The following is a 20340-nucleotide window of genomic DNA, read 5'->3' on the forward strand; positions in this document are numbered from 1 at the left end:
CCTGAGAGGAAAACCATGGCTAACTGGCTACATCAACTGCAGTCGCTGCTCGGGCAGCAGGGTGCGTCACCGTCCGGCGAGTCGTCAAAAGGGAGCGGCCTGCTGCCCGGCGCCATCGGTGGGCTGGCCGGATTGCTGGTGGCCAGCAAATCGTCACGCAAATTGTTGGCGAAATATGGCACTAGCGCGCTGCTGGCAGGCGGCGGGGCGGTGGCGGGCACGGTGTTATGGAACAAGTATCAGCAGAAAATGCGCGCGCAGAATACGTCCGCCCAGGCGCCTGAGACGGCAGCGGCGCCGACGGATGTCGATCCGCGCAGCGTGCGGCTGATCACGGCCCTGGTATTTGCCGCGAAAAGCGACGGTCATATTGATGACCACGAGCGGGCGAATATTGAAACTCAGCTGCGGGCGGCCAATATTGACGTTCAGGCCCGGGTGCTAATTGACCAGGCGCTGGCCCAGCCGCTGGATCCGCAGCGTCTCTCCGAGGGCATCATCGACCCGCAGGAGGCGCTGGAGATCTACTACGTCAGCTGCGCGGTGATTGATATCGACCATTTTATGGAGCGTAGCTACCTTAATGCGCTGGGAGACGCCCTGGCGCTGCCGAAAGATGTCCGGGCCGATATAGAACAGGATATCCAGTCACAAAAACAAGCGCTAAGCGTCTAAATCATCACGTTTCGCTTGCATCGCTCGCGTCTTTTGCCACCCTTATAGACACGTCATCATTCAGGCGCCACCCTGCGGCCTGAATGCTCTTGTGTCACGATAAAGCAGCAGAAGAATAACATGCCACCTAAAGCTAAACGGATCCCTCACGCCATGACCTTGCATGGCGATACACGCATCGATAATTATTACTGGCTGCGCGACGATGAGCGCGCGCGACCTGACGTGCTGGAGTATCTGCACGCGGAGAACGCTTACGGCAAGCAAGTGATGGATTCGCAGCTCAGCCTGCAGGAGCGTCTGCTGAAGGAGATTATCGACCGCATTCCGCAGCGGGAAGTCTCTGCCCCCTACAGTAAAAACGGCTTTCGCTACCGTCAGGTGTATGAGCCGGGCTGCGAATACGCTATCTACCAGCGGCAGTCGGTGCTGAAAGAAGAGTGGGATGAGTGGGAGATCCTGCTCGATGCCAACCAGCGGGCGGCGAAGAGCGAGTTCTACACCCTGGGCGGACTGGGCATTGCGCCCAACAACCAGCTAATGGCGGTGGCGGAAGATTACCTTTCCCGCCGCCAGTACGGCCTGCGCTTTTGCGACCTCAGCAACGGCGAGTGGTACCCGGAAATCCTCGAAAATGTCACCTCCGGCTTTGCCTGGAGCAACGATTCACGCTTTGTTTGGTATGTGCGTAAACATCCCACCACGCTGCTCCCTTATCAGGTCTGGCGCCACACCGTCGGGACACCGGCGCAGAGCGACGCGCTGGTCTACGAGGAAAAAGATGAGACCTTCTACGTCAGCGTGCATAAAACCACCTCCCAGCAGTTCGTGGTAATTTATCTCTCCAGCGCCACCACCAGCGAAGTGCTGCTGCTCAACGCCGAACTGCCAGACGCCGAGCCGGTCTGCTTTCTGCCACGGCGTAAAGATCATGAATACAGTCTTGATCACTATCAGCACGCTTTCTATCTTCGTTCCAACCGGGAGGGGAAGAATTTCGGCCTCTACCGTACCGTGCTGCGTGATGAAGAACAGTGGACCACGCTGATCCCCCCGCGTCACGACGTGATGCTCGAAGGATTTACCCTGTTTACCGACTGGCTGGTTGTGGAAGAGCGTCAGCGTGGCCTGACCAGTCTGCGGCAAATTAACCGCAAGACCCGGGAGGTGGTGGGGATCGCTTTTGACGATCCGGCCTATGTCACCTGGCTTGCCTATAATCCGGAGCCCGAAACGTCGCGACTGCGCTACGGCTATTCCTCCATGACTACGCCGGATACGCTGTTTGAACTGGATATGGATACCGGCGAACGAAGAGTGATCAAACAGCAGGAGGTAAAGGGGCTGGATACGAGCTGCTACCAGAGCGAACACCTGTGGGTGACCGCCCGCGATGGCGTCGAAGTCCCGGTCTCTCTGGTCTACCATCGCGAACATTTTCGCAAAGGGAGCAACCCGCTGCTGGTCTATGGCTATGGCTCATATGGCGAGAGTATCGATGCCGATTTCAGCGCCAGCCGGCTGAGCCTGCTCAACCGCGGCTTTGTCTACGCCATCGCCCACGTCCGCGGCGGCGGCGAGCTGGGTCAGCAATGGTATGAAGACGGTAAATTCCTGTGTAAGAAAAATACCTTCAACGACTATCTGGACGTCTGTGACGCGCTGCTTGCCCAGGGGTACGGCGATCCGCGGCTTTGCTACGGCATGGGGGGCAGCGCCGGCGGAATGCTGATGGGCGTGGCCGTGAATGAACGGCCAGAGCTGTTCCATGGCGTGATAGCCCAGGTGCCGTTCGTCGATGTGGTGACCACCATGCTTGATGAAACTATTCCGCTGACCACCGGTGAATTTGAAGAGTGGGGAAATCCGCAGGATGAAACCTATTATCACTATATGAAAAGCTACAGTCCCTATGACGGCGTGAGGGCGCAGGCCTATCCCCACATGCTGGTGACTACCGGTCTGCATGATTCCCAGGTGCAATACTGGGAGCCGGCTAAATGGGTGGCGAAACTGCGGGAACTGAAAACCGACGATAACCTGCTGCTGCTCTGCACCGATATGGATTCCGGACATGGCGGAAAATCCGGGCGCTTTAAAAGCTATGAAGGGGTGGCGCTGGAGTACGCCTTTTTCATCGCCCTGGCGCAGGGGACACTGCCGGGAAAAGCGGCAGTGTAGGTGCTATTCCCCGAGGTAATGCCTGAGCGTCAGGCGCAGTTCGGGGCTCATGCGGTCGAGATTGTTGAATAACCAGCGCAGATAGCCTGGATCGTTTTCAGCAATCTCGGCGACGGCCTTACCCCGGTATTTGCCGAAGGTAAAAGTAGTCAGCAGCGCCGGCCGACCGGTGATATCGGCCATTTCGTCAGGGGTCCAGCCGGAAACATTGATGATATCCAGCAGCAGCGCGGCGGTGATATAGCAGTCATACAGCGCCCGGTGGTGATGCAGTCCCGGCGGCGTAGTCACGTTCAGCTTACGTGATTTATATAACCCCATATTGCTGTATTTGATTCCCGGCCACAGGCGTCGGGCCAGCTTCATCGTACAGATCCACTCGCCGTGCATCTCCGGCAACACCCGGCGATCGAAGCTGGCGTTATGCGCGACGTACCACGGGCTGCCATGATAGTGCGGAATAATCTCCTCAATCCACGGCTTATCAGCGACCATCTCTTCCGTGATCCGGTGGATAGCCATCGCCTGCGGGCTGATGGGCCGATCGGGACGCACCAGATGGCTCATGGGATTGGTAATTTGCCCGTCGACTATATCGACCGAGGCGATTTCAACGATGCCCCCCTGCAGGCCGCAGGTTTCGGTATCAATGACGCGCAGCATGGCTCGCTCCAGAGCAAAACAAATAGCGTAATGGAATTGGTCGGGCTTGCCAACCGACGGGGAGGAGGCGAGCGCGCATTATTTCTGTTTCGGCTCCCACGGTAGTCGCGAAAGGGAGACGGAGGCCAGCCGATGGGCGATCAGTCGTTCACGGAACCAGTCGCGCAGATGTGCAGGCTGTTCACGCTCGACTAAATCAGCGACCACCGGCATATTGTACCGTTCCTTAAAAGCAACGCCGGCGGCGGCGAGATCGACATTGACTTTATCCATCTCATCTTGCGAAATTTTGGCCAGATTTCTTTCCATCATCCACTCCACTCTGCTTATAAATCCGGTCAGGGCCAGATGCCTGGCTCGACTCTGGCATTATACAGGGTTATTCTCTGTGCTACAGACATAACAAAAGGGAATGACGAATATGCGACTTCTTGCTGGACGCGCGTTGCGCCTCTCCGTTGCGCTTGCCGGGATGTTAACCGCGGCGGGCGCCTTCGCCCACGCTCACCTGCAGCAGCAGATCCCGACCGCCGGGGCGCAGCTTTCAGCTTCCCCACAGACGCTGACGCTCAGTTTTTCCGAAGGTATTGAACCCGCATTCAGCGGCGTGACCGTCACCGGTCCGCAGCAGCATGCGGTGGCTACCGGAAAACTGACCCGCAGCGCCGATAATCCGGCCGAGGTCACGTTACCTTTGGCGGAAGCCTTGCCGCCGGGAGAGTACACCGTGGCATGGCATGTGGTCTCGGTGGATGGTCATAAAACCAAAGGGCAATATACCTTTAGCGTGAAGTAAGCGATGCTGACCGGGCTCTATATTACCCTGCGCTTTGGGCACTTTATCTCCCTGATGCTGGCTTTTGGCTGCGTGCTGTATGGCGCCTGGTGGGCGCCGGTACCGCTGAGACGCGTGCTGATGCTGCGCTTTTATCCACTACTGCGCCCGCTGCTGCTGATCGGCGCGATCTCTACGCTGGCGCTGTATCTCCTGCAGGGAGGAATGATGGGCGAAGGCTGGACGGATGTCTGGCGACCCGCCGTCTGGCAGGCGGTGGCCGGGACCCGCTTTGGTGGAGTGTGGATCTGGCAGATCCTACTGGCGTGGATCGCACTTGCGGTAGTGTGGATCCGTCCCCGTCACGGCGCCCGCCAGCTGGTGGCCCTGCTGGCGGCACAGCTGCTGCTTTCCGCCGGGGTAGGGCACGCCGCTATGCACGATGGTCTCACCGGCGTGCTGCAGCGGACAAACCACGCTGTGCATCTCTTCTGCGTCGCCAGCTGGTTCGGCGGTCTGTTGCCCTTTATCTATTGCCTGCGCCTGGCGCAGGGGCGCTGGCGGCCGGCCGCGGTCTATACCATGGCGCGCTTTTCACGTTACGGGCATCTGGCCGTCACCGGCACGATTGCCAGCGGAGCGCTCAATGCGCTGTTGATCCAGGGAGGATTGATTGGCGCATCGCCGTGGGGACGCATGTTGTTGATCAAATGTGCGCTGGTCGCCGGGATGGTGGTAATTGCGTTAGTGAACAGGTATGTTCTGGTACCGCGCATGTCGGCAAGCGGTTCGCAGGCGGAAAGCCTGATCCTGCGAACCACGCAGGCTGAAATAGGGCTGGGCGCGCTGGCGCTGCTGGCCGTCAGTCTGTTTGCCACCTGGGAACCTTATTGAATTAACTGGCAAAATCATGAAAAAAATTGTTCTGACCATGTTGTTACTGGCAAGCTCCGGGGCTGCTCTGGCAGCGCCACAAATTATCACCGTGAGCCGTTTTGAGGTGGGGAAGGAGAGCTGGGCGTTCAACCGGGAAGAGGTTATGTTGACCTGTCGACCGGGTAACGCGCTTTACGCCATCAACCCGAGCACGCTGGTTCAGTATCCGCTCAATGAGGTGGCTGAGCAGCAGGTCAAAGCCGGCAAAACCACCGCGCAGCCGATCTCAGTGATCCAGATCGACGATCCGCAGCATCCGGGACAAAAAATGAGCCTCGCGCCCTTTATCGAGCGAGCGCAGAAGCTCTGCTAAACTTTCTCGCTATCCTGCTGTAATAACATTAAAAAAACCGCCCTTGCCGGACAACGGCAGTGGCGGTTTTTTCGCTGGCAGGGGCCCCCTTTCCAGGAATTATGCAGCCACTTTGGCCGCGGACTGGAAAAGCTGACGCGTTAAACTATTCTTATAGTGCAAGGCGACTTAGCCTGCATTAATGCCAACTTTTAGCGCACGGCTCTCTCCCAAGAGCCATTTCCCTGGACCGAATACAGGAATCGTATTCGGTCTCTTTTTATCTTTATCTGTCTTCTTTCTCAAGAGCCAGCGACATCCTGTCAGTCAAACACCCGCTGGCCTCTGGATGTCCCGTTATAGCACACCGTTTTTAGCATACACAATTCATTTACACATAAATCGCATCCTGTGGAAGGGGAGGTGGCAACGGTGGAACCGTAAACGAGGGCGGAGAAAAGAAAAAACCTGCACCTAAACAGGCCCGGCGTGCAGGTTAACTGGCGGGCCAACATCGGAAGCCTGCTAGTATACATATTTGTATGATAAATAAAATAAGCAAAATCTAAACGATTTGGCAATTCATGCGATTACACCTCGCCGGCTGACGAGGTGGCATAAATAATAAGCACGAGCACTTTTGCGGGCGGAAAATATTATTGCGGAACGCTGAATGTAGGGTATATCTGACTTTCCAGATAGCAGAGCAATAGCCAAATTTCATCGCTGAAAATAAACCATATGCTCCCGAGCAGAATGACCGCCAGAATAATCAGCAGAAAAATTTCGGTTTTACTCATTATGCAAGCGACTATCCGGTGGCCTTCGGGGACCCTGATAGTAGCGAAATATTGGCATAATAAGCAAACGCCATGTTGTAATTCGGCTTCACCTACAGCGCAATTTAGTCACCGGCATGCCGCTGCGTCAATATTGCCACCTGCTCCGTCAGCTGATCCAGCAGCTGGAATCGCCGCCGATATTCAGCCCGTTTTTTACTGGCGATACTCTCCAGCGATTTTCTTTCCAGACATAGCGGTAGCCGCCAGCGCCAGGGGCTTTCCGGCTGGCCGTCGATAGACTGCCAGAACTCGTCGTAGCTGGCGTGGAAATGGCGGCCTTTGCTCAGGCGATAGCGCAGGGCGCGGAACACGTGACCATTATCGCTGACGCCGTAAATAGCCGCGATTTGGCTGCGCGCGGCCAGCTGCCAGATAAACTCCAGCAGCAGGCGCTTCGGAAACAGGCCGTAGCAGGCGCGAGTCGCCTGCTTAATCACCTCATGAGAAACGTGACGTCGCGGCCCCTGCAGACCGCCGATAACCAGCTGCCAGGCATCGTGATCACGGGTTACGCTGAAGGTGGCGCTGGCCAGCAGGGTGTGGTCGCTGTCGCGCAGCCACAGAGTGGTTTCACCCTCACGTTCGGCTTTGCCTGCCGAGGAGGCATAAAGAGTAAACCGGCGGTCCTCTTTTCCGTTTAACGTCAGCAGCGGGACCTCAGACACCGCGGTCATAGCGTGCGCCAGCCGCGATCCGCGTAGGGTGTCGATATAACGATAATGGTTGATTACCGCCACCGCCCGCTGCCAGGCGTTGAGATCGCGGGTCAGATATTGACGGTGTACTTTGCCCGGCAGCGTAGCCTGCGCGGCCAGCAGCTGATTAAAATCATCCCGAGCGCTGAGCGCTTCCAGCATCGCTCTGGTGGCGTTATAAAATAAGGCCGTGCGCAGCAAAAACTTAAAGCGGTAATTTTTTTGCCGCCAGATAGGGGCAGGTGTCAATCTGCCCATCACCAGATCGGCAATAAGATGCGAGCGCGGCGCTAGCACGCCGGATGAATGCAGGCTATTGTCTGTCACGATAAACACCTCGTTGTGATTTCCCCCTATTTTAAAGCGAGCCACTGACAAGCTTAATCCTCTGGCGGACTATATTTGCCGTCTGTTTAAAATTGATTGAGGTGTAAATTAAATTCCGTGGACCTTTGCTGGAATTACCTATAATTACCGCTGAGAGGTAATTATATGTATCAACGTATTAACGGCAGCGACTGGCGTAATATCTGGCTGATGGGCGATCTGCATGGCTGCTTTGCGCTGCTGATGAATCGCCTGCGTCAGTTGCGTTTTGATCCCTGGGCCGATCTGCTGATCTCGGTGGGCGATCTGATCGATCGCGGGCCGCAGAGCGCCGATTGTCTTGGCCTGTTGCGCTGTCGCTGGTTCAGGGCCGTTCGGGGGAATCATGAGCAGATGGCGCTGGAGGCGCTGGAGAGCGGAGATATGCGGCTCTGGCAGATGAACGGTGGCGACTGGTACGTCAAGGGTGATGCGCGGCAGCGGGCCGACGTCGATCGGCTGCTGGCGCACTGTCGGCGGCTACCGTTGATTATTGAAGTGGAATGCGGGAAAGCGCGGCATGTGATCGCCCACGCCGATTACCCGGCGCCGGTCTATCGCTGGCAGCAGCCGGTGGATCCCCAACGGGTACTATGGAGCCGCCATCGTCTGAGTGAACACCTGGCGGGGCGCCATGGCGCTATTGCCGGCGCGGACCATTTCTGGTTTGGCCATACGCCGCTTCAGGCGCGTTATGACCACGATAATCAACACTATATTGATACGGGCGCTGTGTTTGGTGGGACGCTGACGCTGGTGGCGCTGCAGTCGGCAGGCTAAAAGTCGCTGTATTCGCTGGCGGGTTGCCAGAAGCCATCAATAAAATCTTCTATCGGGTAGCAGCCACCGTGGCGGATCCGCTGATCCTCCATCGCCACTAAGCACTGCGTTTCCTCGCGGTAGACGTCAACCACAATGTCCTCGCAGCCGCCATCCAGATAGCAAATAAACAACACTAAGGCAAACATCCTGGCCTCATGCTCGGGTTCACATACTATTTAGTGTAGGGGATGACGGCGGGACGGGGAAATAAATAACCCGTCTCAGGCGACGGGTTCATTGGTGTCAGGCAAGGCGCATGACCCAGGCATCGGACTGGCGGTCGTAATGTTTACGGTAGAGAACGGAATGTTCGCCATTGAGAATCGCGGGCACGCTGGTGTCGGCATCCCAGGCATCAAGCTGCATACATAAGTCTGGATCGGATTTGCAGGGTATGCTTAACGTTCGCTCACCCTGATGCTCACCGTGCAGTTCGGCATCGTCTATTTCGAACGCGCCGATGCGGACATTGGTTTTACTCATCGCTTCACCCCATTTTTCAGCTGAGTTGTGGTACGACCAGTTATGGCCGTTATTTTTCAGCGTAGTCAATGGGGCGAAAAGCGCCAGTCAAAAAGTGCGCATTTTTTGCTCGGCCTCACACCTTGCCGGCAAAAAGTTTTCCATCGCGCACCAGTTCGCGCGGATAGCTGTTCTTCAGTCGGGAGCCGACGCGCTTCGCCAGGCCCAGCGGAACGCCCTGGAAGGTCACAATGGTTTCATCCTGCCCAGGCGCGGTTTGCGGATAGACGTCGCGCCCGCGATACCATTCCTCCGCTTCCTCCTGCGACAGCTCGAAGGCGCGCTGCGGCGCGGCAAAGGCGATAACCGCCTCATGCTGCCAGCGGTACCCCTTATTGTGCAGTTCCGCCAGGCGCACGCCGATGCGAGAAAAGCGCACCTTGCCGAACAGGGGCTCCAAAGCCAGCGGAAACAGCCACAGCTCTTTATCCCGCTGCCACAGCGTATGGCCTGCGTCCCACTCCAGGCCAACAGCCCTGGCGGCGGCAGTTACCGCGGCGGCCTCCCGGTCCTTCAGCGGCGTAAACGGGAATTTACCGACCTTATAGCCTGGCGCCGGGAGCGGATCGATCGCCGCAGTTTTGCGCAACCTCGCGACAAAGAAGCCTTCGCAATCGTAAATTTGCGGAAAAACGTGCAGAAAACCTTCCGCGGTTAGGGCGTCGGCTGCGCCGGGAAACAACTCTCCCAGCGGCAGGATCTCCACCGCTTGCGGATAGCGGGACAGCAGCCACTCAATGACCGATTGATTTTCTTCACGATTCAGGGTGCAGGTGGAATACACCAGCGTCCCGCCAGGGCGCAGAGCATGGAAGGCGCTGTCGATAAGCTCGCGCTGAGTGGCGGCGATGTCGAGGTTGCTCTCCGGCGACCAGTTTTTCAGCGCGTCGGCGTCTTTACGTACAACCCCTTCGCCGGAGCAGGGGGCGTCAAGCAGGATGGCATCGAAGGTTTCGGGCAAGGCCGCGCCAAAAACCCGGCCGTCGAAGTGGGTCAGAGCGACGTTGCTGATGCCGCAGCGGCTGATGTTGGCATGCAGCACCTTCACCCGGCTGGCGGAGAATTCATTGGCGAGAATGCCGCCCGCGTTGCCCATTCGGGCTGCAATTTGGGTGGTTTTCGATCCCGGGGCGGCGGCAACGTCCATCACCCGTTCGGGCTGCCGGTTATCGGCGAACAGGGCGGCGACCGGCAGCATCGAACTGGCTTCCTGAATATAGAACAGCCCGCTGAGATGTTCGGCGGTACTGCCCAGCGGCAGCGCGTCGTCATCCTCTCGCTCGATCCAGAATCCCTCTGCGCACCAGGGCACCGGCGCGAGCTGCCAGCCGTAGGGGGCAACCAGAGAGAGGAAATCATCGACGCTAATCTTCAGCGTATTGACGCGAATACTGCGGCGTAGCGGGCGCTGACAGGCGGCGATAAAGTCGTCGAAAGAGAGATGCGCTGGCATCGCCGCGCGCATTTGAGCGAGAAACGCTTCAGGGAAATAGACAGTATTTTCAGCCACGGGCAGCGCACCACAGAAAAAAAGGGTGCGCAGTTTAGCACAAACGCCCCGGCGCGTGACACCGGGGCGTGCGGTTTACCCTCTCCCCGCGCCCGGCGTTGCCCGGGGCGGGAGAAGGGGGCATTACTGCGGCAGAGCGGTGCCCCACTCCCGCCACTCTTTCGGCTCGCTCTCCTGCAGCAGGAAGTGCTTGCCATCCTGGGCCTTCGGCGCCAGCGGCGTGCCCGGCGGCGTGGCAAAGGCGATCCCGCCGCGGATAAACTGATTGAAGGTACCGGTTTTCACCACCCCGCCAATCAGGCCGAAGTCGAGGCTGTAACCCGAGGCCAGCCAGAACACCGAGTTATTACGTACCAGGTACTGGTAGCGCTTACTGATGCGCAGCTTAACCATCACCCGGTCAGACATCGACCCCAGCGACAGTCCGGTAACCGTCCCGACTTCCAGTCCGCGGAACAGGACCGGCGTACCGATGCCAAGCGATCCCGCCTCCGGCGCTTCCACCACGATGTTCAGGCCGTCGATATAACGCGAATCGCTGATCGTCGTATCCTGGATCTCAAAATCGCGTCGTGCCGGGCCGCGGCCGGGCTCAACGTTGATGTAGGCCTGGAACAGGGTGTCGAGATGTTCCACGCCCGCGGCGGAGATTTGCGGAGTGATCACCGAGAAGCGGGTCCCGGCGCGGGCGAAGGTGCCGACGTATTCCGGATAGAGCACCGCTTTCGCCTGCACTTCGTTTTTGGCGGTGATTAGCTCCAGCGACTGGATTTGACCGATGTCGATGCCGAGATAACGAATCGGCATCCCGGCCGCCATCTTCCCGGCGTCGTACGCGTGCAGGGTGATTTGGCCGCCCACGGCGCGCGCCGCCGTTTCAGATGCATAAAGGATACGTTTGTTATTCAGCCGTGCTCCGGCGCTGCTGCCATTGAGGTTATCGAAACTGATCGCCCCTTTGATCGCGCGCGCCAGCGGCGAGGCCTGCACGGTGAGTCCGTTACCGTCAAGCTTGACCTTCGCACCGCCTTCCGCCCAGAAGACGCTGTTGTTGGTCAGCAGGTAGCGGTATTCCGGCTTGATATGCAGATCGATATCGAATGCATCCTTGCGCGGTTTGACGGCGATGATCTCGCCGACGGCGAATTTACGATACAGCACCACCGAGCCGGCCTGAACGTCAGGCAGCGTCTCAGCAGACAGGCTCAGGGTAGTGGTCGGCACTTCGCTCAGGCTATTTTCCTGCGCCTTTTCAAGGTTAGCGTACAGCGGATAGCTGCTTTGCATTTTGCCTTTTTCGCCCGGGATCACCCTGATCCCGCCGTTCACCCATTCGCTGGCGCTGGCGCCCAGCACCTGCACGCCGTCGAGCCCCACTTTGACGTCCAGACGACTGTTAACCACAAATTTGCTGTCGCCGTGAATTAGATCGCGGTATTCAGGATCAATGGCAACCTGAAAGGTTACCCCTTTGGCCGTCAGTTTACGCTCCAGCACCTGGCCGACTTTTACTCCGTGCAGCACCAGCGGCTGACCGCCGTCGATGCCGTAGCTCTCCGGCGCCGAGAGGGTAACGGTGGCGACGTTGGGCTCATCCAGCAGCGCTTTATCCGCCGGCATTACCGAGAAGTGATTGCGTGGCTCGCCTTCGCCGGGCACCAGCTCAAAGGTATTGCCGGTGAGCAGGGTGCTAATGCTGGGGTTATCGAGGGAGAGCTTCGGCTTCTTCATCTGAATCAGCGTTTTCTCCCGCAGCAGCGTCACCACGCTCGGGTCGACGGTCATCTCGCCAGTAACTTTGCCGCCGGGGTTTAGATTCAGTTTGCTTAACTGGCCCACCTCCAGCCCCTGATACATGAGCGGCGTCGAGCCCGCTTTCAGTCCATCGCCATCAGGCAGATCGAGGGTCACCACCACGCCGCGCTGGCTATGCGCCAGATCTTCATACAGGTGATATTCATCGTTTTGCGAGGCGACATGCGAATCGGCGGGGGAGTCAAAGGCGATGGCGCCGTTCACCAGCGCGGACAGGTTCTCCAGTTGCACTTTGGCCCCGCTCAGGCCGACGTCGGCCTTGACGCCTGAGACGTTCCAGAAGCGGCTGCCTTTTTTCACCAGATTGGTAAACCGGCGCTCGATTAGCACATCGATGGTCACCCCCTGATTATTGGCATTCAGGGAATAGTCATACACCCGCCCGACCGGGATTTTTCGGAAGTAGACCAGCGAGCCGCTGTTCAGAGAGCCAAGATCCGGCGCCTGCAGGTGGATCATTAGCTCGCCGTTGTTGATGCGGTATTTAGGTTGGGTGTCGAGGGCGACAAAGTGATCTTCGGGTTCACCCTTGCCCGGCATCATGCCGATGTAGTTCCCGCCCACCAGCGCATCGAGGCCCGATACGCCGGCCAGAGAGGCTTTCGGCGTGACCAGCCAGAACTGGGTCTCTTTGCGCAGCGCATCTTTCATATCGCGTTTGATGCTGGCCGAAACCTCAATCTTACTCAGATCTTTACTGAGGCTAATATCCTGGACGGTGCCGACTTCAACCCCCTGATAGCGGATCGGCGTCCGTCCCGGCACGATGCCGTTCGCGGACTGGAAATCAATCGTAATCGTCGATCCGCGATCGTCAAAGCTGGTCCAGATTAGCCAGGCGGCAATCAGCAACGCGATGACCGGCAGCAGCCAGAATGGCGAAATACGGCGTTTGGTTTTTATTCTGGCTTCAGTCTGCGAAGCGGGCGTTTCCTGACTCATGTGCGTCCCAAAGTAAGCGGCTGTCCAGCCATTCAACTGCAAGAATAGTTAAAATTACCGCGCCGCCAAAGTAAACCGCAGCCGGCCCCATGGTGAAGGCGAGGAGCTGATCGCGATTTATTAGCGACATGGTGAGTGAGATAACAAACAGATCCAGCATCGACCAACGGCCAATCCAGGTGATTAGCCGCAGCAGCAGGATGCGGGTGCGCAATCCCTGCTCGCACTTGAATTGTATGCTGAGCAGCAGGGTAAATAACACTATAACTTTGGTGAATGGCACCAAAATACTGGCGATAAACACGACCCCGGCAATGGCGATATTGCTGCTGGCCAGGGAGATGATCCCCGAGAGGATCGTGTCGTCCTGGCGCGCGCCGTTGACGTAGATGATGGAGATTGGCAACAGGTTGGCCGGAAAGAGGAAAACCAGCGAGGCAATCAGCGCCGCCCAGCTGCGCTGCAGGCTCTGCGGTCGGCGATGATGCAGCGGCGTGTGGCAGCGTCGGCAGCGGCCGCGCGCGTCGCGATAGCCGGTGTAATGGCAGCCGGTGCACACCTGCAGATTATTATCGGCGCGGGTCGCCGGACGCTCGGGATAGAAACGCTCCCATAGCTCTTCGACGTTCATATGAATAAGCGTCAGGATGCTCAACAACGTCAGGGAGATAAACGCCACCAGACCGATGCCCGGCTGCAGGAAGGCGTAATCCTGCACCTTGATGGAGGCGACGCCGATGCCCACCAGATAGATATCCAGCATCACCCACTCTTTAAGCTTGCCGAGCATCAGCAGCACCGGCCGCAGGTTCATCCCCAGCACATTGCCCAGCCAGAGATAGCTGATGGAGACCACCAGCAGCACCGGGGCGACCACCGCGCAAAACAGCACCATGGCGGCGGTAATCGGATCGCCCTGCGCGGTCATCTGCCAGATCCCCTGCAGGACGTTGGCGTCGATGCGTACGCCCAACAGATGCAGGCGCAGCAGAGGCTCCGACCAGGCGAAAGGCATGAGCAACAGCATCGCGAGGGCCATGCTGCCCAGGCGGGTCAGCGACCAGTCGCGGCCATCGCGCACCTTCGCGTTACAGCGCGGACACCAGGCGCTTTGGTTGCGTTTGAGCACCGGTAAGCGGAAGAGCATGTCACACTGCGTACAGCGCTGATAATGCGCATAGGGAAGCGGCGTGCTGACAGTATGCACGACCATCTTTTTCGCAGGTTTGAGGGTGGGTGTTTTTATCGGCATTTATTACGTACAGGAATGAATGTATCTCACTATCTTAACCTATGAATGAATTCATCTTGAGCCCAAGCGCATTTAATGCTTATTTTAGTAGGCTGTACGTATCAGGCAGTAAGACAACAAAGTGAAGATATAATGAGCAAAACAGAATTTTACGCGGATCTGAACCGCGATTTCCAGGCATTAATGGCAGGTGAAACCAGTTTTCTGGCGATGATCGCCAATACCAGCGCGCTGCTGTTCGAGCGGCTGAGCGAGGTCAACTGGGCCGGTTTCTACCTTCTGGAAGGCGATACCCTAGTGTTGGGACCGTTCCAGGGCAAACTGGCCTGCGTGCGGATCCCGGTCGGGCGAGGCGTATGCGGCGCGGCGGTGGCGCAGGCTCAGGTCCAGCGCGTCGAGGACGTCCACGCCTTTGACGGCCACATTGCCTGCGATGCCGCCAGTAATTCGGAAATTGTCTTCCCTCTGCGCGTGAATGGCCAGATTATCGGCGTGCTGGATATCGATAGTCCGGCTTACGGGCGCTTCACCGCTGAAGATGAGCAGGGGTTGCGCACGCTGGTCGAGCATCTGGAAAAACTCATTGCGGCCACGGATTATCAAAAAATCTTTACCCGTGTCGTGGGATAATCAACGGATAACGTAGCATTTAGCGAGGACGTCATTATAATGTCGCCTGTTCATGCCTGCGGCTTGTTGGCTACGTCCGTTGTAATCAGGAAATTTCATGGAAAATCAACCTAAGTTGAATAGCAGTAAAGAAGTTATCGCCTTTCTGGCCGAACGTTTCCCGCAGTGCTTTAGCGCTGAAGGTGAAGCGCGCCCCCTGAAAATCGGAATTTTTCAGGATCTCGTTGAGCGAGTGGGTGGTGAGATGAATCTCAGCAAGACCCAGCTTCGCGCTGCATTACGTCTCTACACGTCCAGCTGGCGTTATCTGTACGGCGTAAAAGCCGGCGCTATTCGCGTTGACCTGGATGGCAATCCGTGCGGCGAACTGGAAGAGCAGCACATTGCCCATGCGCGTCAGCAGCTGGAAGAAGCGAAAGCTCGCGTTCAGGCGCAGCGCGCAGCCCAGCAGGCGAAAAAACGCGAAGCCGCTGCGGCCGCAGGCCAGCAGGATGAAGGCGTTCGCCGCGAGCGTAAACCGCGTCCTCAGCAGCCGCGTCGTAAAGAAGGCGCTGAACAGCGTAAACCGCGTCCTGTTGCGGCCAAAGCCCCGCGTGAAGAGCGTCTTACTCCGGTATCGGATGTTTCCGTTCTGACCGTCGGCCAGGCGCTGAAGGTAAAAGCAGGCAATAACGCCATGGACGCCACCGTTCTGGAAATCACCAAAGATGGCGTTCGTGTACAGCTGACTTCTGGTATGTCAATGATTGTACGCGCAGAACACCTGGTGTTCTGAAACGGAGGCCGGGCCAGGCATGAACACATTTTTTAAAATCACCGCGCTTGCGGGCCTGCTGGCAATAGCAGGCCATGCATTCGCTGTTGATGACATAACCCGCGCAGATCAAATCCCCGTGCTGAAAGAAGAGCCGCAGCACGCGACGGTAAGCGAGCGCGTGACGTCGCGCTTTACCCGCTCTCATTACCGTCAGTTTGATCTCGACAACGCCTTCTCGGCAAAGATTTTTGACCGTTACCTGAACCTGCTGGACTACAGCCACAATGTGCTGCTGGCCAGCGATGTGGCGAAGTTTGCGGCTAAAAAAGACCAAATTGGCGATGAGCTGCGCAGCGGGAAACTGGACGTCTTTTACGACCTCTACAACCTGGGGCAACAGCGCCGCTTCGAGCGCTATCAGTATGCGCTGAAGGTGCTTGAACGTCCGATGGACTTTACCGGCAATGATAATTTCAACCTTGACCGCTCCAAAGCGCCGTGGCCAAAAGACGAGGCCGAGCTGAACAAGCTGTGGGACGCTAAGGTTAAGTTTGACCAGTTAAGCCTGAAGCTGGCGGGTAAAGACGATAAAGAGATCCGCGACACCTTAACCCGTCGCTATAAGTTTGCTATACGTCGCCTGGCGCAAACCAACAGCGAAGATGTCTTCTCGCTGGCGATGACCGCCTTCGCTCGCGAAATCGATCCGCACACAAATTATCTGTCGCCGCGTAATACCGAGCAGTTCAATACCGAAATGAGCCTCTCGCTCGAGGGGATCGGCGCCGTGCTGCAGATGGATGATGACTATACCGTCATTAATTCGCTGGTGGCGGGCGGTCCAGCCGCGAAAAGCAAAGCGATCAGCGTCGGCGATCGCATCGTTGGCGTTGGCCAGACCGGGAAGTCGATGGTTGATGTCATCGGCTGGCGTCTGGATGACGTCGTGGCGCTGATTAAAGGGCCGAAGGGCAGCAAGGTTCGTCTTGAAATCCTGCCGGCCGGTAAAGGAGCCAAGACGCGTATTGTAACGCTGACCCGCGAGCGCATTCGTCTGGAAGACCGTGCGGTTAAGATGTCGGTGAAAACCGTCGGGAAAGAAAAAGTCGGCGTGCTGGATATCCCAGGCTTTTACGTTGGCCTGACCGATGACGTGAAAGTGCAGCTGCAGAAGCTGGAAAAACAGAACGTCAGCAGCATCATCATTGACCTGCGCAGCAACGGCGGCGGAGCGCTGACAGAGGCGGTATCGCTCTCGGGTCTGTTTATTCCGTCCGGTCCGGTGGTGCAGGTGCGGGATAATAATGGCAAAGTGCGCGAAGACAGCGACAACGATGGCGTGGTTTATTACAAAGGGCCGCTGGTGGTGCTGGTTGACCGCTTTAGCGCCTCGGCGTCTGAGATCTTCGCCGCAGCGATGCAGGACTATGGCCGCGCGCTGATCGTTGGCGAACCGACCTTCGGTAAAGGGACGGTACAGCAGTATCGCTCGTTGAATCGTATTTACGATCAAATGCTGCGTCCGGAGTGGCCGGCGTTGGGTTCCGTCCAGTACACCATCCAGAAGTTCTATCGTATTAACGGCGGCAGTACGCAGCGCAAAGGCGTGACGCCGGATATCATGATGCCAACCGGCAATGAAGATCGCGAAACCGGCGAGCAGTATGAAGACAACGCGCTGCCGTGGGATAGCATCAACGCGGCCACCTATGTGAAGTCCGGGGATCTGACCCCGTTTGGACCGGAGCTGCTCAAGCGCCACGACGAGCGTATTGCGCAGGATCCTGAATTCCAGTACATCATGAAGGATATTGCCCGTTATAACGCGATGAAGGACAAACGTAACATCGTCTCTCTGAACTACGCCCAGCGTGAGAAAGAGAACGAAGAAGATGATGCGATTCGTCTGGCGCGGATTAACGATCGCCTGAAACGCGAAGGCAAGCCGCCGCTGAAAAAACTGGACGATCTGCCGAAGGATTACCAGGAGCCGGATCCGTATCTTGATGAAACGGTCCATATCGCGGTAGACCTGGCGCATCTGGAAAAAGCGCGCCCGGCGGTGGAACCGCCGGCCAGCAAATAAGTTGCTAACGGGCACCCTGAGAGGTGCCCGTTTTTTTTGTGCGCGTTGTCATCGCCATTCAGCTCATCTAACAAAATGTCAACCTGTGCTGCCGCTGTCAGCAAGATGCTACAAAATGTAAAGTTGTGTTTTTATCGTGACTTAGCGGGGGCTGATGGTTGAAAATTGCAGCCTGACCCATACGATGTGGGTAATCGCATAGTGCGTTTTGTTAAATTGAGGTAAAAAGAAAATTATGATGCGAATCGCGCTTTTCCTGCTGACGAACCTGGCAGTGATGGTCGTGTTCGGGCTGGTGTTAAGCCTCACGGGGATCCAATCCAGCAGCATGACCGGTCTTCTGATTATGGCCCTGCTGTTCGGCTTCGGTGGTTCTATCGTTTCGCTGATGATGTCGAAGTGGATGGCGCTGAAGTCAGTGGGTGGGGAAGTGATCGAGCAGCCGCGCAACGAAACGGAACGCTGGCTGATGAATACCGTTGCGCAGCAGGCGCAGCAGGTAGGTATTGCCATGCCGCAGGTAGCTATCTATCACGCGCCTGACATTAACGCCTTCGCCACCGGCGCGCGTCGTGACGCCTCGCTGGTCGCCGTCAGCACCGGGCTGTTGCAAAACATGAGCCGTGATGAAGCGGAAGCGGTCATTGCCCATGAAATCAGCCACATCGCCAATGGCGATATGGTTACCATGACCCTGATCCAGGGGGTGGTGAACACCTTCGTTATCTTTATCTCCCGCGTTATCGCGCAGATTGCGGCCGGTTTCCTCGGCGGCAACCGGGAAGATGAAGGGGAGAGCAGCAATGGCAACCCGCTGATCTACTTCGCGGTCGCCACGGTGCTTGAGCTGGTGTTCGGTATTCTGGCCAGCATAATCACCATGTGGTTCTCGCGTTACCGTGAGTTCCATGCTGACGCCGGCTCGGCGCGTCTGGTAGGCCGCGAGAAGATGATTGCAGCCCTGCAGCGTCTGAAAACCAGCTATGAGCCGCAGGAAGCCAGCAGCATGATGGCGTTCTGCATTAACGGTAAAGCGAAATCCATGAGCGAACTGTTTATGACTCACCCGCCGCTGGATAAGCGTATTGAAGCCCTGCGTAGCGGTGAATATCTGAAATAATCCATCTTCTGACGCTGAAAACGACAATCCGCAGCCCGCAAGCTGCGGATTTTTTTTACCGTCCGTCAGGCTGCGCGCGGCTGAGTGACCCGCAGACCGCTAATTAGCGCGGCGACGATAGCCAGGGTGCCGGCCAGCAGCAGGGCGGTGTGGGTGCCGTTGTTACCGAGCAAATTGAATAGCAGCGCCACCAGCGCCGCGCCGGTGCTCTGTCCGAGCAGGCGAGCGGTGCCCAGCATGCCGCTGGCGCCGCCGCTACGATGGCTCGGAGCCGAGGCGACGATGGTATGGTTGTTCGGCGACTGAAACAGCCCGAAGCCGGCGCCGCACAGCGCCATGCGCCAGATGATATCCAGATCGGAGGGCGACGAGGGCAGCAGCGCCAGGCCGAACAGGCCGCAGGCCATAATCAGCAAACCGATAGCCCCCAGCAGCCCGGCATGACATTTCTCGATCAAATAGCCGGCCAGCGGCGCCATCACCATGGTCGCTAACGGCCACGGCGTTAGCAGTAGACCGGTCTCCACTTCGCTGCGCCCCATCATCGACTGCAGAAAAAAGGGCAGAGAGACCATCGCCAGCATCTGCGCGCAGAAGGAGCAGATGGAAGTGCAGATAGAGAGAGAAAAGAGTGGGATACGCAGCAGGTCGACCGGCAGCAGGGGGACGGGCATCGTGAGCTGGCGGCGAACGAAGAAGAACCCCACCACCAGCATAGCGGCGACCTCCGCCAGCACCAGCTGAGTGGACTGCCCCTGGGCGAAACCGCTCAGGGCGGTGATCAGCAGCCCGAAGGTAAGGGCGTTCATAATGGCGCTCGGCAGATCGAAGCGGATGATTTTGCTGCGCGCGCTGTTGGGCGGCAGAAAGCGCATGGCCAGAACAAAGGCGACGATGCCGAGAGGCACGTTAATTAAAAACAGCCATTGCCATGAGGCGAGGGAGAGGATCGCTGCGGCGATAGTCGGGCCTGCCGCCGAAGAGACGGCAACGACAAAGGAGTTAATGCCCATGCCGCGACCAAGAAAGCGCTGCGGATAAATCAGACGGATCAGCGCGGTGTTGACGCTCATCAGCGCGGCGCCGCCCAATCCCTGCGCGACGCGGGCGAAGGTTAGCATTTCGAGGCTACGCGACAGCGCGCAGGCCAGCGAGGTAAAGATAAACACCACCAGGCCTATCTTATAGATACGCCGATAGCCGACCATGTCGCCGAGGAAGGAGAGCGGCAGCAGGGCGATGACAATGGCGATTTGGTAGGCGTTAACGATCCAGATTGAAGCCGCCGGTGAGGCGTTGAGATCGCTGGCGATAGTCGGCAGCGCGACGTTGGCGATAGCCCCGTCGAGCACGGCCATGGTCAGCCCAAGCACGATGGTCAGAATGGCGCCATAGCGTTGCGGCAACGGCACGCCATCAGAAGAATTTTTATCCATGGTGAATATGAGTCTTAAATGAA

The 20340-nt window shown here is 57.6% G+C and carries 19 protein-coding genes and 1 pseudogene; 10 read left to right on the top strand and 10 right to left on the bottom strand.

What is annotated here, in order from left to right:
* The first annotated feature begins 15 nt into the window (after positions 1-15).
* Both KB892_RS08270 and ptrB read left to right on the top strand, forming a co-directional pair.
* Positions 16-675, top strand: a complete 660-nt coding sequence (locus tag KB892_RS08270) for a tellurite resistance TerB family protein (protein WP_048978169.1) — start codon at positions 16-18, stop codon at positions 673-675.
* Between the two features lie 120 nt (positions 676-795).
* Positions 796-2856: an oligopeptidase B gene (gene ptrB / locus KB892_RS08275; RefSeq protein WP_004151449.1), complete on the top strand. Its 2061-nt coding sequence runs from the start codon at positions 796-798 to the stop codon at positions 2854-2856.
* A 3-nt stretch (positions 2857-2859) separates the two neighbouring features.
* On the opposite strand, the gene exoX is transcribed toward ptrB, so the two are convergent.
* Positions 2860-3519 (bottom strand): exodeoxyribonuclease X, encoded by a 660-nt coding sequence (gene exoX / locus KB892_RS08280; RefSeq protein ID WP_002911407.1) that lies wholly within the window; start codon positions 3517-3519, stop codon positions 2860-2862.
* A gap of 78 nt (positions 3520-3597) precedes the next feature.
* Positions 3598-3828: a DNA polymerase III subunit theta gene (locus KB892_RS08285; protein WP_002911406.1), complete on the bottom strand. Its 231-nt coding sequence runs from the start codon at positions 3826-3828 to the stop codon at positions 3598-3600.
* A gap of 112 nt (positions 3829-3940) precedes the next feature.
* Between KB892_RS08285 and yobA the strand changes: the two genes are divergently transcribed.
* From yobA to KB892_RS08300, 3 genes are read left to right on the top strand one after another with little or no spacing between them, the layout of a single operon-like run.
* Positions 3941-4315, top strand: a complete 375-nt coding sequence (yobA, locus tag KB892_RS08290; protein WP_004151448.1) for a CopC domain-containing protein YobA — start codon at positions 3941-3943, stop codon at positions 4313-4315.
* A 3-nt stretch (positions 4316-4318) separates the two neighbouring features.
* Positions 4319-5188: a copper homeostasis membrane protein CopD gene (copD, locus tag KB892_RS08295; RefSeq protein ID WP_062955019.1), complete on the top strand. Its 870-nt coding sequence runs from the start codon at positions 4319-4321 to the stop codon at positions 5186-5188.
* 16 nt (positions 5189-5204) lie between these two features.
* Positions 5205-5543: a YebY family protein gene (locus tag KB892_RS08300; protein ID WP_002911404.1), complete on the top strand. Its 339-nt coding sequence runs from the start codon at positions 5205-5207 to the stop codon at positions 5541-5543.
* A gap of 635 nt (positions 5544-6178) precedes the next feature.
* Here KB892_RS08300 and KB892_RS08305 read toward each other — a convergent pair.
* Both KB892_RS08305 and KB892_RS08310 read right to left on the bottom strand, forming a co-directional pair.
* Positions 6179-6322: an Ecr family regulatory small membrane protein gene (locus KB892_RS08305; RefSeq protein ID WP_002911398.1), complete on the bottom strand. Its 144-nt coding sequence runs from the start codon at positions 6320-6322 to the stop codon at positions 6179-6181.
* Between the two features lie 104 nt (positions 6323-6426).
* A complete protein-coding gene (locus KB892_RS08310) occupies positions 6427-7395 on the bottom strand; it encodes a VirK/YbjX family protein (protein ID WP_004151446.1) in 969 nt (322 codons plus the stop codon).
* 156 nt (positions 7396-7551) lie between these two features.
* On the opposite strand from KB892_RS08310, the gene pphA reads away from it, so the two are divergent.
* Positions 7552-8205, top strand: coding sequence for a protein-serine/threonine phosphatase (gene pphA / locus KB892_RS08315; protein WP_004180432.1), 654 nt, complete (start codon positions 7552-7554; stop codon positions 8203-8205).
* Here the strand turns inward: pphA and KB892_RS08320 are convergent.
* From KB892_RS08320 to yebS, 5 genes are all read right to left on the bottom strand, one after another.
* Positions 8202-8393, bottom strand: coding sequence for a YdfD/YebW family protein (locus KB892_RS08320; protein ID WP_002911395.1), 192 nt, complete (start codon positions 8391-8393; stop codon positions 8202-8204). The genes pphA and KB892_RS08320 overlap by 4 nt on opposite strands.
* 97 nt (positions 8394-8490) lie before the next feature.
* Complete coding sequence (locus KB892_RS08325; protein ID WP_002911393.1) at positions 8491-8730, bottom strand: YebV family protein; 240 nt, start codon at positions 8728-8730, stop codon at positions 8491-8493.
* A 115-nt stretch (positions 8731-8845) separates the two neighbouring features.
* Entirely contained in the window at positions 8846-10279 is a 1434-nt protein-coding gene (gene rsmF / locus KB892_RS08330) for a 16S rRNA (cytosine(1407)-C(5))-methyltransferase RsmF (protein WP_004148845.1), read from the bottom strand.
* 123 nt (positions 10280-10402) lie between these two features.
* Positions 10403-13036, bottom strand: coding sequence for a PqiB family protein (locus KB892_RS08335; RefSeq protein WP_002911388.1), 2634 nt, complete (start codon positions 13034-13036; stop codon positions 10403-10405).
* Complete coding sequence (gene yebS, locus KB892_RS08340; protein WP_002911387.1) at positions 13005-14288, bottom strand: membrane integrity lipid transport subunit YebS; 1284 nt, start codon at positions 14286-14288, stop codon at positions 13005-13007. Before yebS ends, KB892_RS08335 begins: the two co-directional genes overlap by 32 nt.
* 132 nt (positions 14289-14420) lie before the next feature.
* Between yebS and KB892_RS08345 the strand changes: the two are divergent.
* The 4 genes and pseudogenes from KB892_RS08345 to htpX all read left to right on the top strand — a co-directional run bounded on the left by KB892_RS08345 (position 14421) and on the right by htpX (position 18881).
* Positions 14421-14934: pseudogene (locus tag KB892_RS08345) on the top strand (GAF domain-containing protein).
* A gap of 81 nt (positions 14935-15015) precedes the next feature.
* Positions 15016-15693, top strand: a complete 678-nt coding sequence (gene proQ / locus KB892_RS08350; RefSeq protein WP_002911385.1) for an RNA chaperone ProQ — start codon at positions 15016-15018, stop codon at positions 15691-15693.
* A 19-nt stretch (positions 15694-15712) separates the two neighbouring features.
* Entirely contained in the window at positions 15713-17761 is a 2049-nt protein-coding gene (gene prc / locus KB892_RS08355; protein ID WP_004145536.1) for a carboxy terminal-processing peptidase, read from the top strand.
* A gap of 235 nt (positions 17762-17996) precedes the next feature.
* The gene (gene htpX, locus KB892_RS08360; protein WP_002911381.1) at positions 17997-18881 is read left to right on the top strand and encodes a protease HtpX; all 885 of its coding nucleotides are present in this window, start codon (positions 17997-17999) and stop codon (positions 18879-18881) included.
* Between the two features lie 65 nt (positions 18882-18946).
* Here htpX and KB892_RS08365 read toward each other — a convergent pair whose 3' ends face one another.
* Positions 18947-20317: an MFS transporter gene (locus KB892_RS08365; protein WP_002911379.1), complete on the bottom strand. Its 1371-nt coding sequence runs from the start codon at positions 20315-20317 to the stop codon at positions 18947-18949.
* Positions 20318-20340: the final 23 nt, after the last annotated feature.

This window comes from Klebsiella sp. P1927 (assembly GCF_018204675.1).
GTDB classification, from domain to species: Bacteria; Pseudomonadota; Gammaproteobacteria; order Enterobacterales; family Enterobacteriaceae; genus Klebsiella; species Klebsiella pneumoniae.

Coding starts and splice junctions, on each gene's coding strand:
- KB892_RS08270 (WP_048978169.1), top strand. CDS start 16: ATGGCTAACTGGCTACATCAACTGCAGTCGCTGCTCGGGCAGCAGGGT.
- ptrB (WP_004151449.1), top strand. CDS start 796: ATGCCACCTAAAGCTAAACGGATCCCTCACGCCATGACCTTGCATGGC.
- exoX (WP_002911407.1), bottom strand. CDS start 3,519: ATGCTGCGCGTCATTGATACCGAAACCTGCGGCCTGCAGGGGGGCATC.
- KB892_RS08285 (WP_002911406.1), bottom strand. CDS start 3,828: ATGGAAAGAAATCTGGCCAAAATTTCGCAAGATGAGATGGATAAAGTC.
- yobA (WP_004151448.1), top strand. CDS start 3,941: ATGCGACTTCTTGCTGGACGCGCGTTGCGCCTCTCCGTTGCGCTTGCC.
- copD (WP_062955019.1), top strand. CDS start 4,319: ATGCTGACCGGGCTCTATATTACCCTGCGCTTTGGGCACTTTATCTCC.
- KB892_RS08300 (WP_002911404.1), top strand. CDS start 5,205: ATGAAAAAAATTGTTCTGACCATGTTGTTACTGGCAAGCTCCGGGGCT.
- KB892_RS08305 (WP_002911398.1), bottom strand. CDS start 6,322: ATGAGTAAAACCGAAATTTTTCTGCTGATTATTCTGGCGGTCATTCTG.
- pphA (WP_004180432.1), top strand. CDS start 7,552: ATGTATCAACGTATTAACGGCAGCGACTGGCGTAATATCTGGCTGATG.
- KB892_RS08320 (WP_002911395.1), bottom strand. CDS start 8,393: ATGTTTGCCTTAGTGTTGTTTATTTGCTATCTGGATGGCGGCTGCGAG.
- KB892_RS08325 (WP_002911393.1), bottom strand. CDS start 8,730: ATGAGTAAAACCAATGTCCGCATCGGCGCGTTCGAAATAGACGATGCC.
- KB892_RS08335 (WP_002911388.1), bottom strand. CDS start 13,036: ATGAGTCAGGAAACGCCCGCTTCGCAGACTGAAGCCAGAATAAAAACC.
- yebS (WP_002911387.1), bottom strand. CDS start 14,288: ATGCCGATAAAAACACCCACCCTCAAACCTGCGAAAAAGATGGTCGTG.
- proQ (WP_002911385.1), top strand. CDS start 15,016: ATGGAAAATCAACCTAAGTTGAATAGCAGTAAAGAAGTTATCGCCTTT.
- prc (WP_004145536.1), top strand. CDS start 15,713: ATGAACACATTTTTTAAAATCACCGCGCTTGCGGGCCTGCTGGCAATA.
- htpX (WP_002911381.1), top strand. CDS start 17,997: ATGATGCGAATCGCGCTTTTCCTGCTGACGAACCTGGCAGTGATGGTC.
- KB892_RS08365 (WP_002911379.1), bottom strand. CDS start 20,317: ATGGATAAAAATTCTTCTGATGGCGTGCCGTTGCCGCAACGCTATGGC.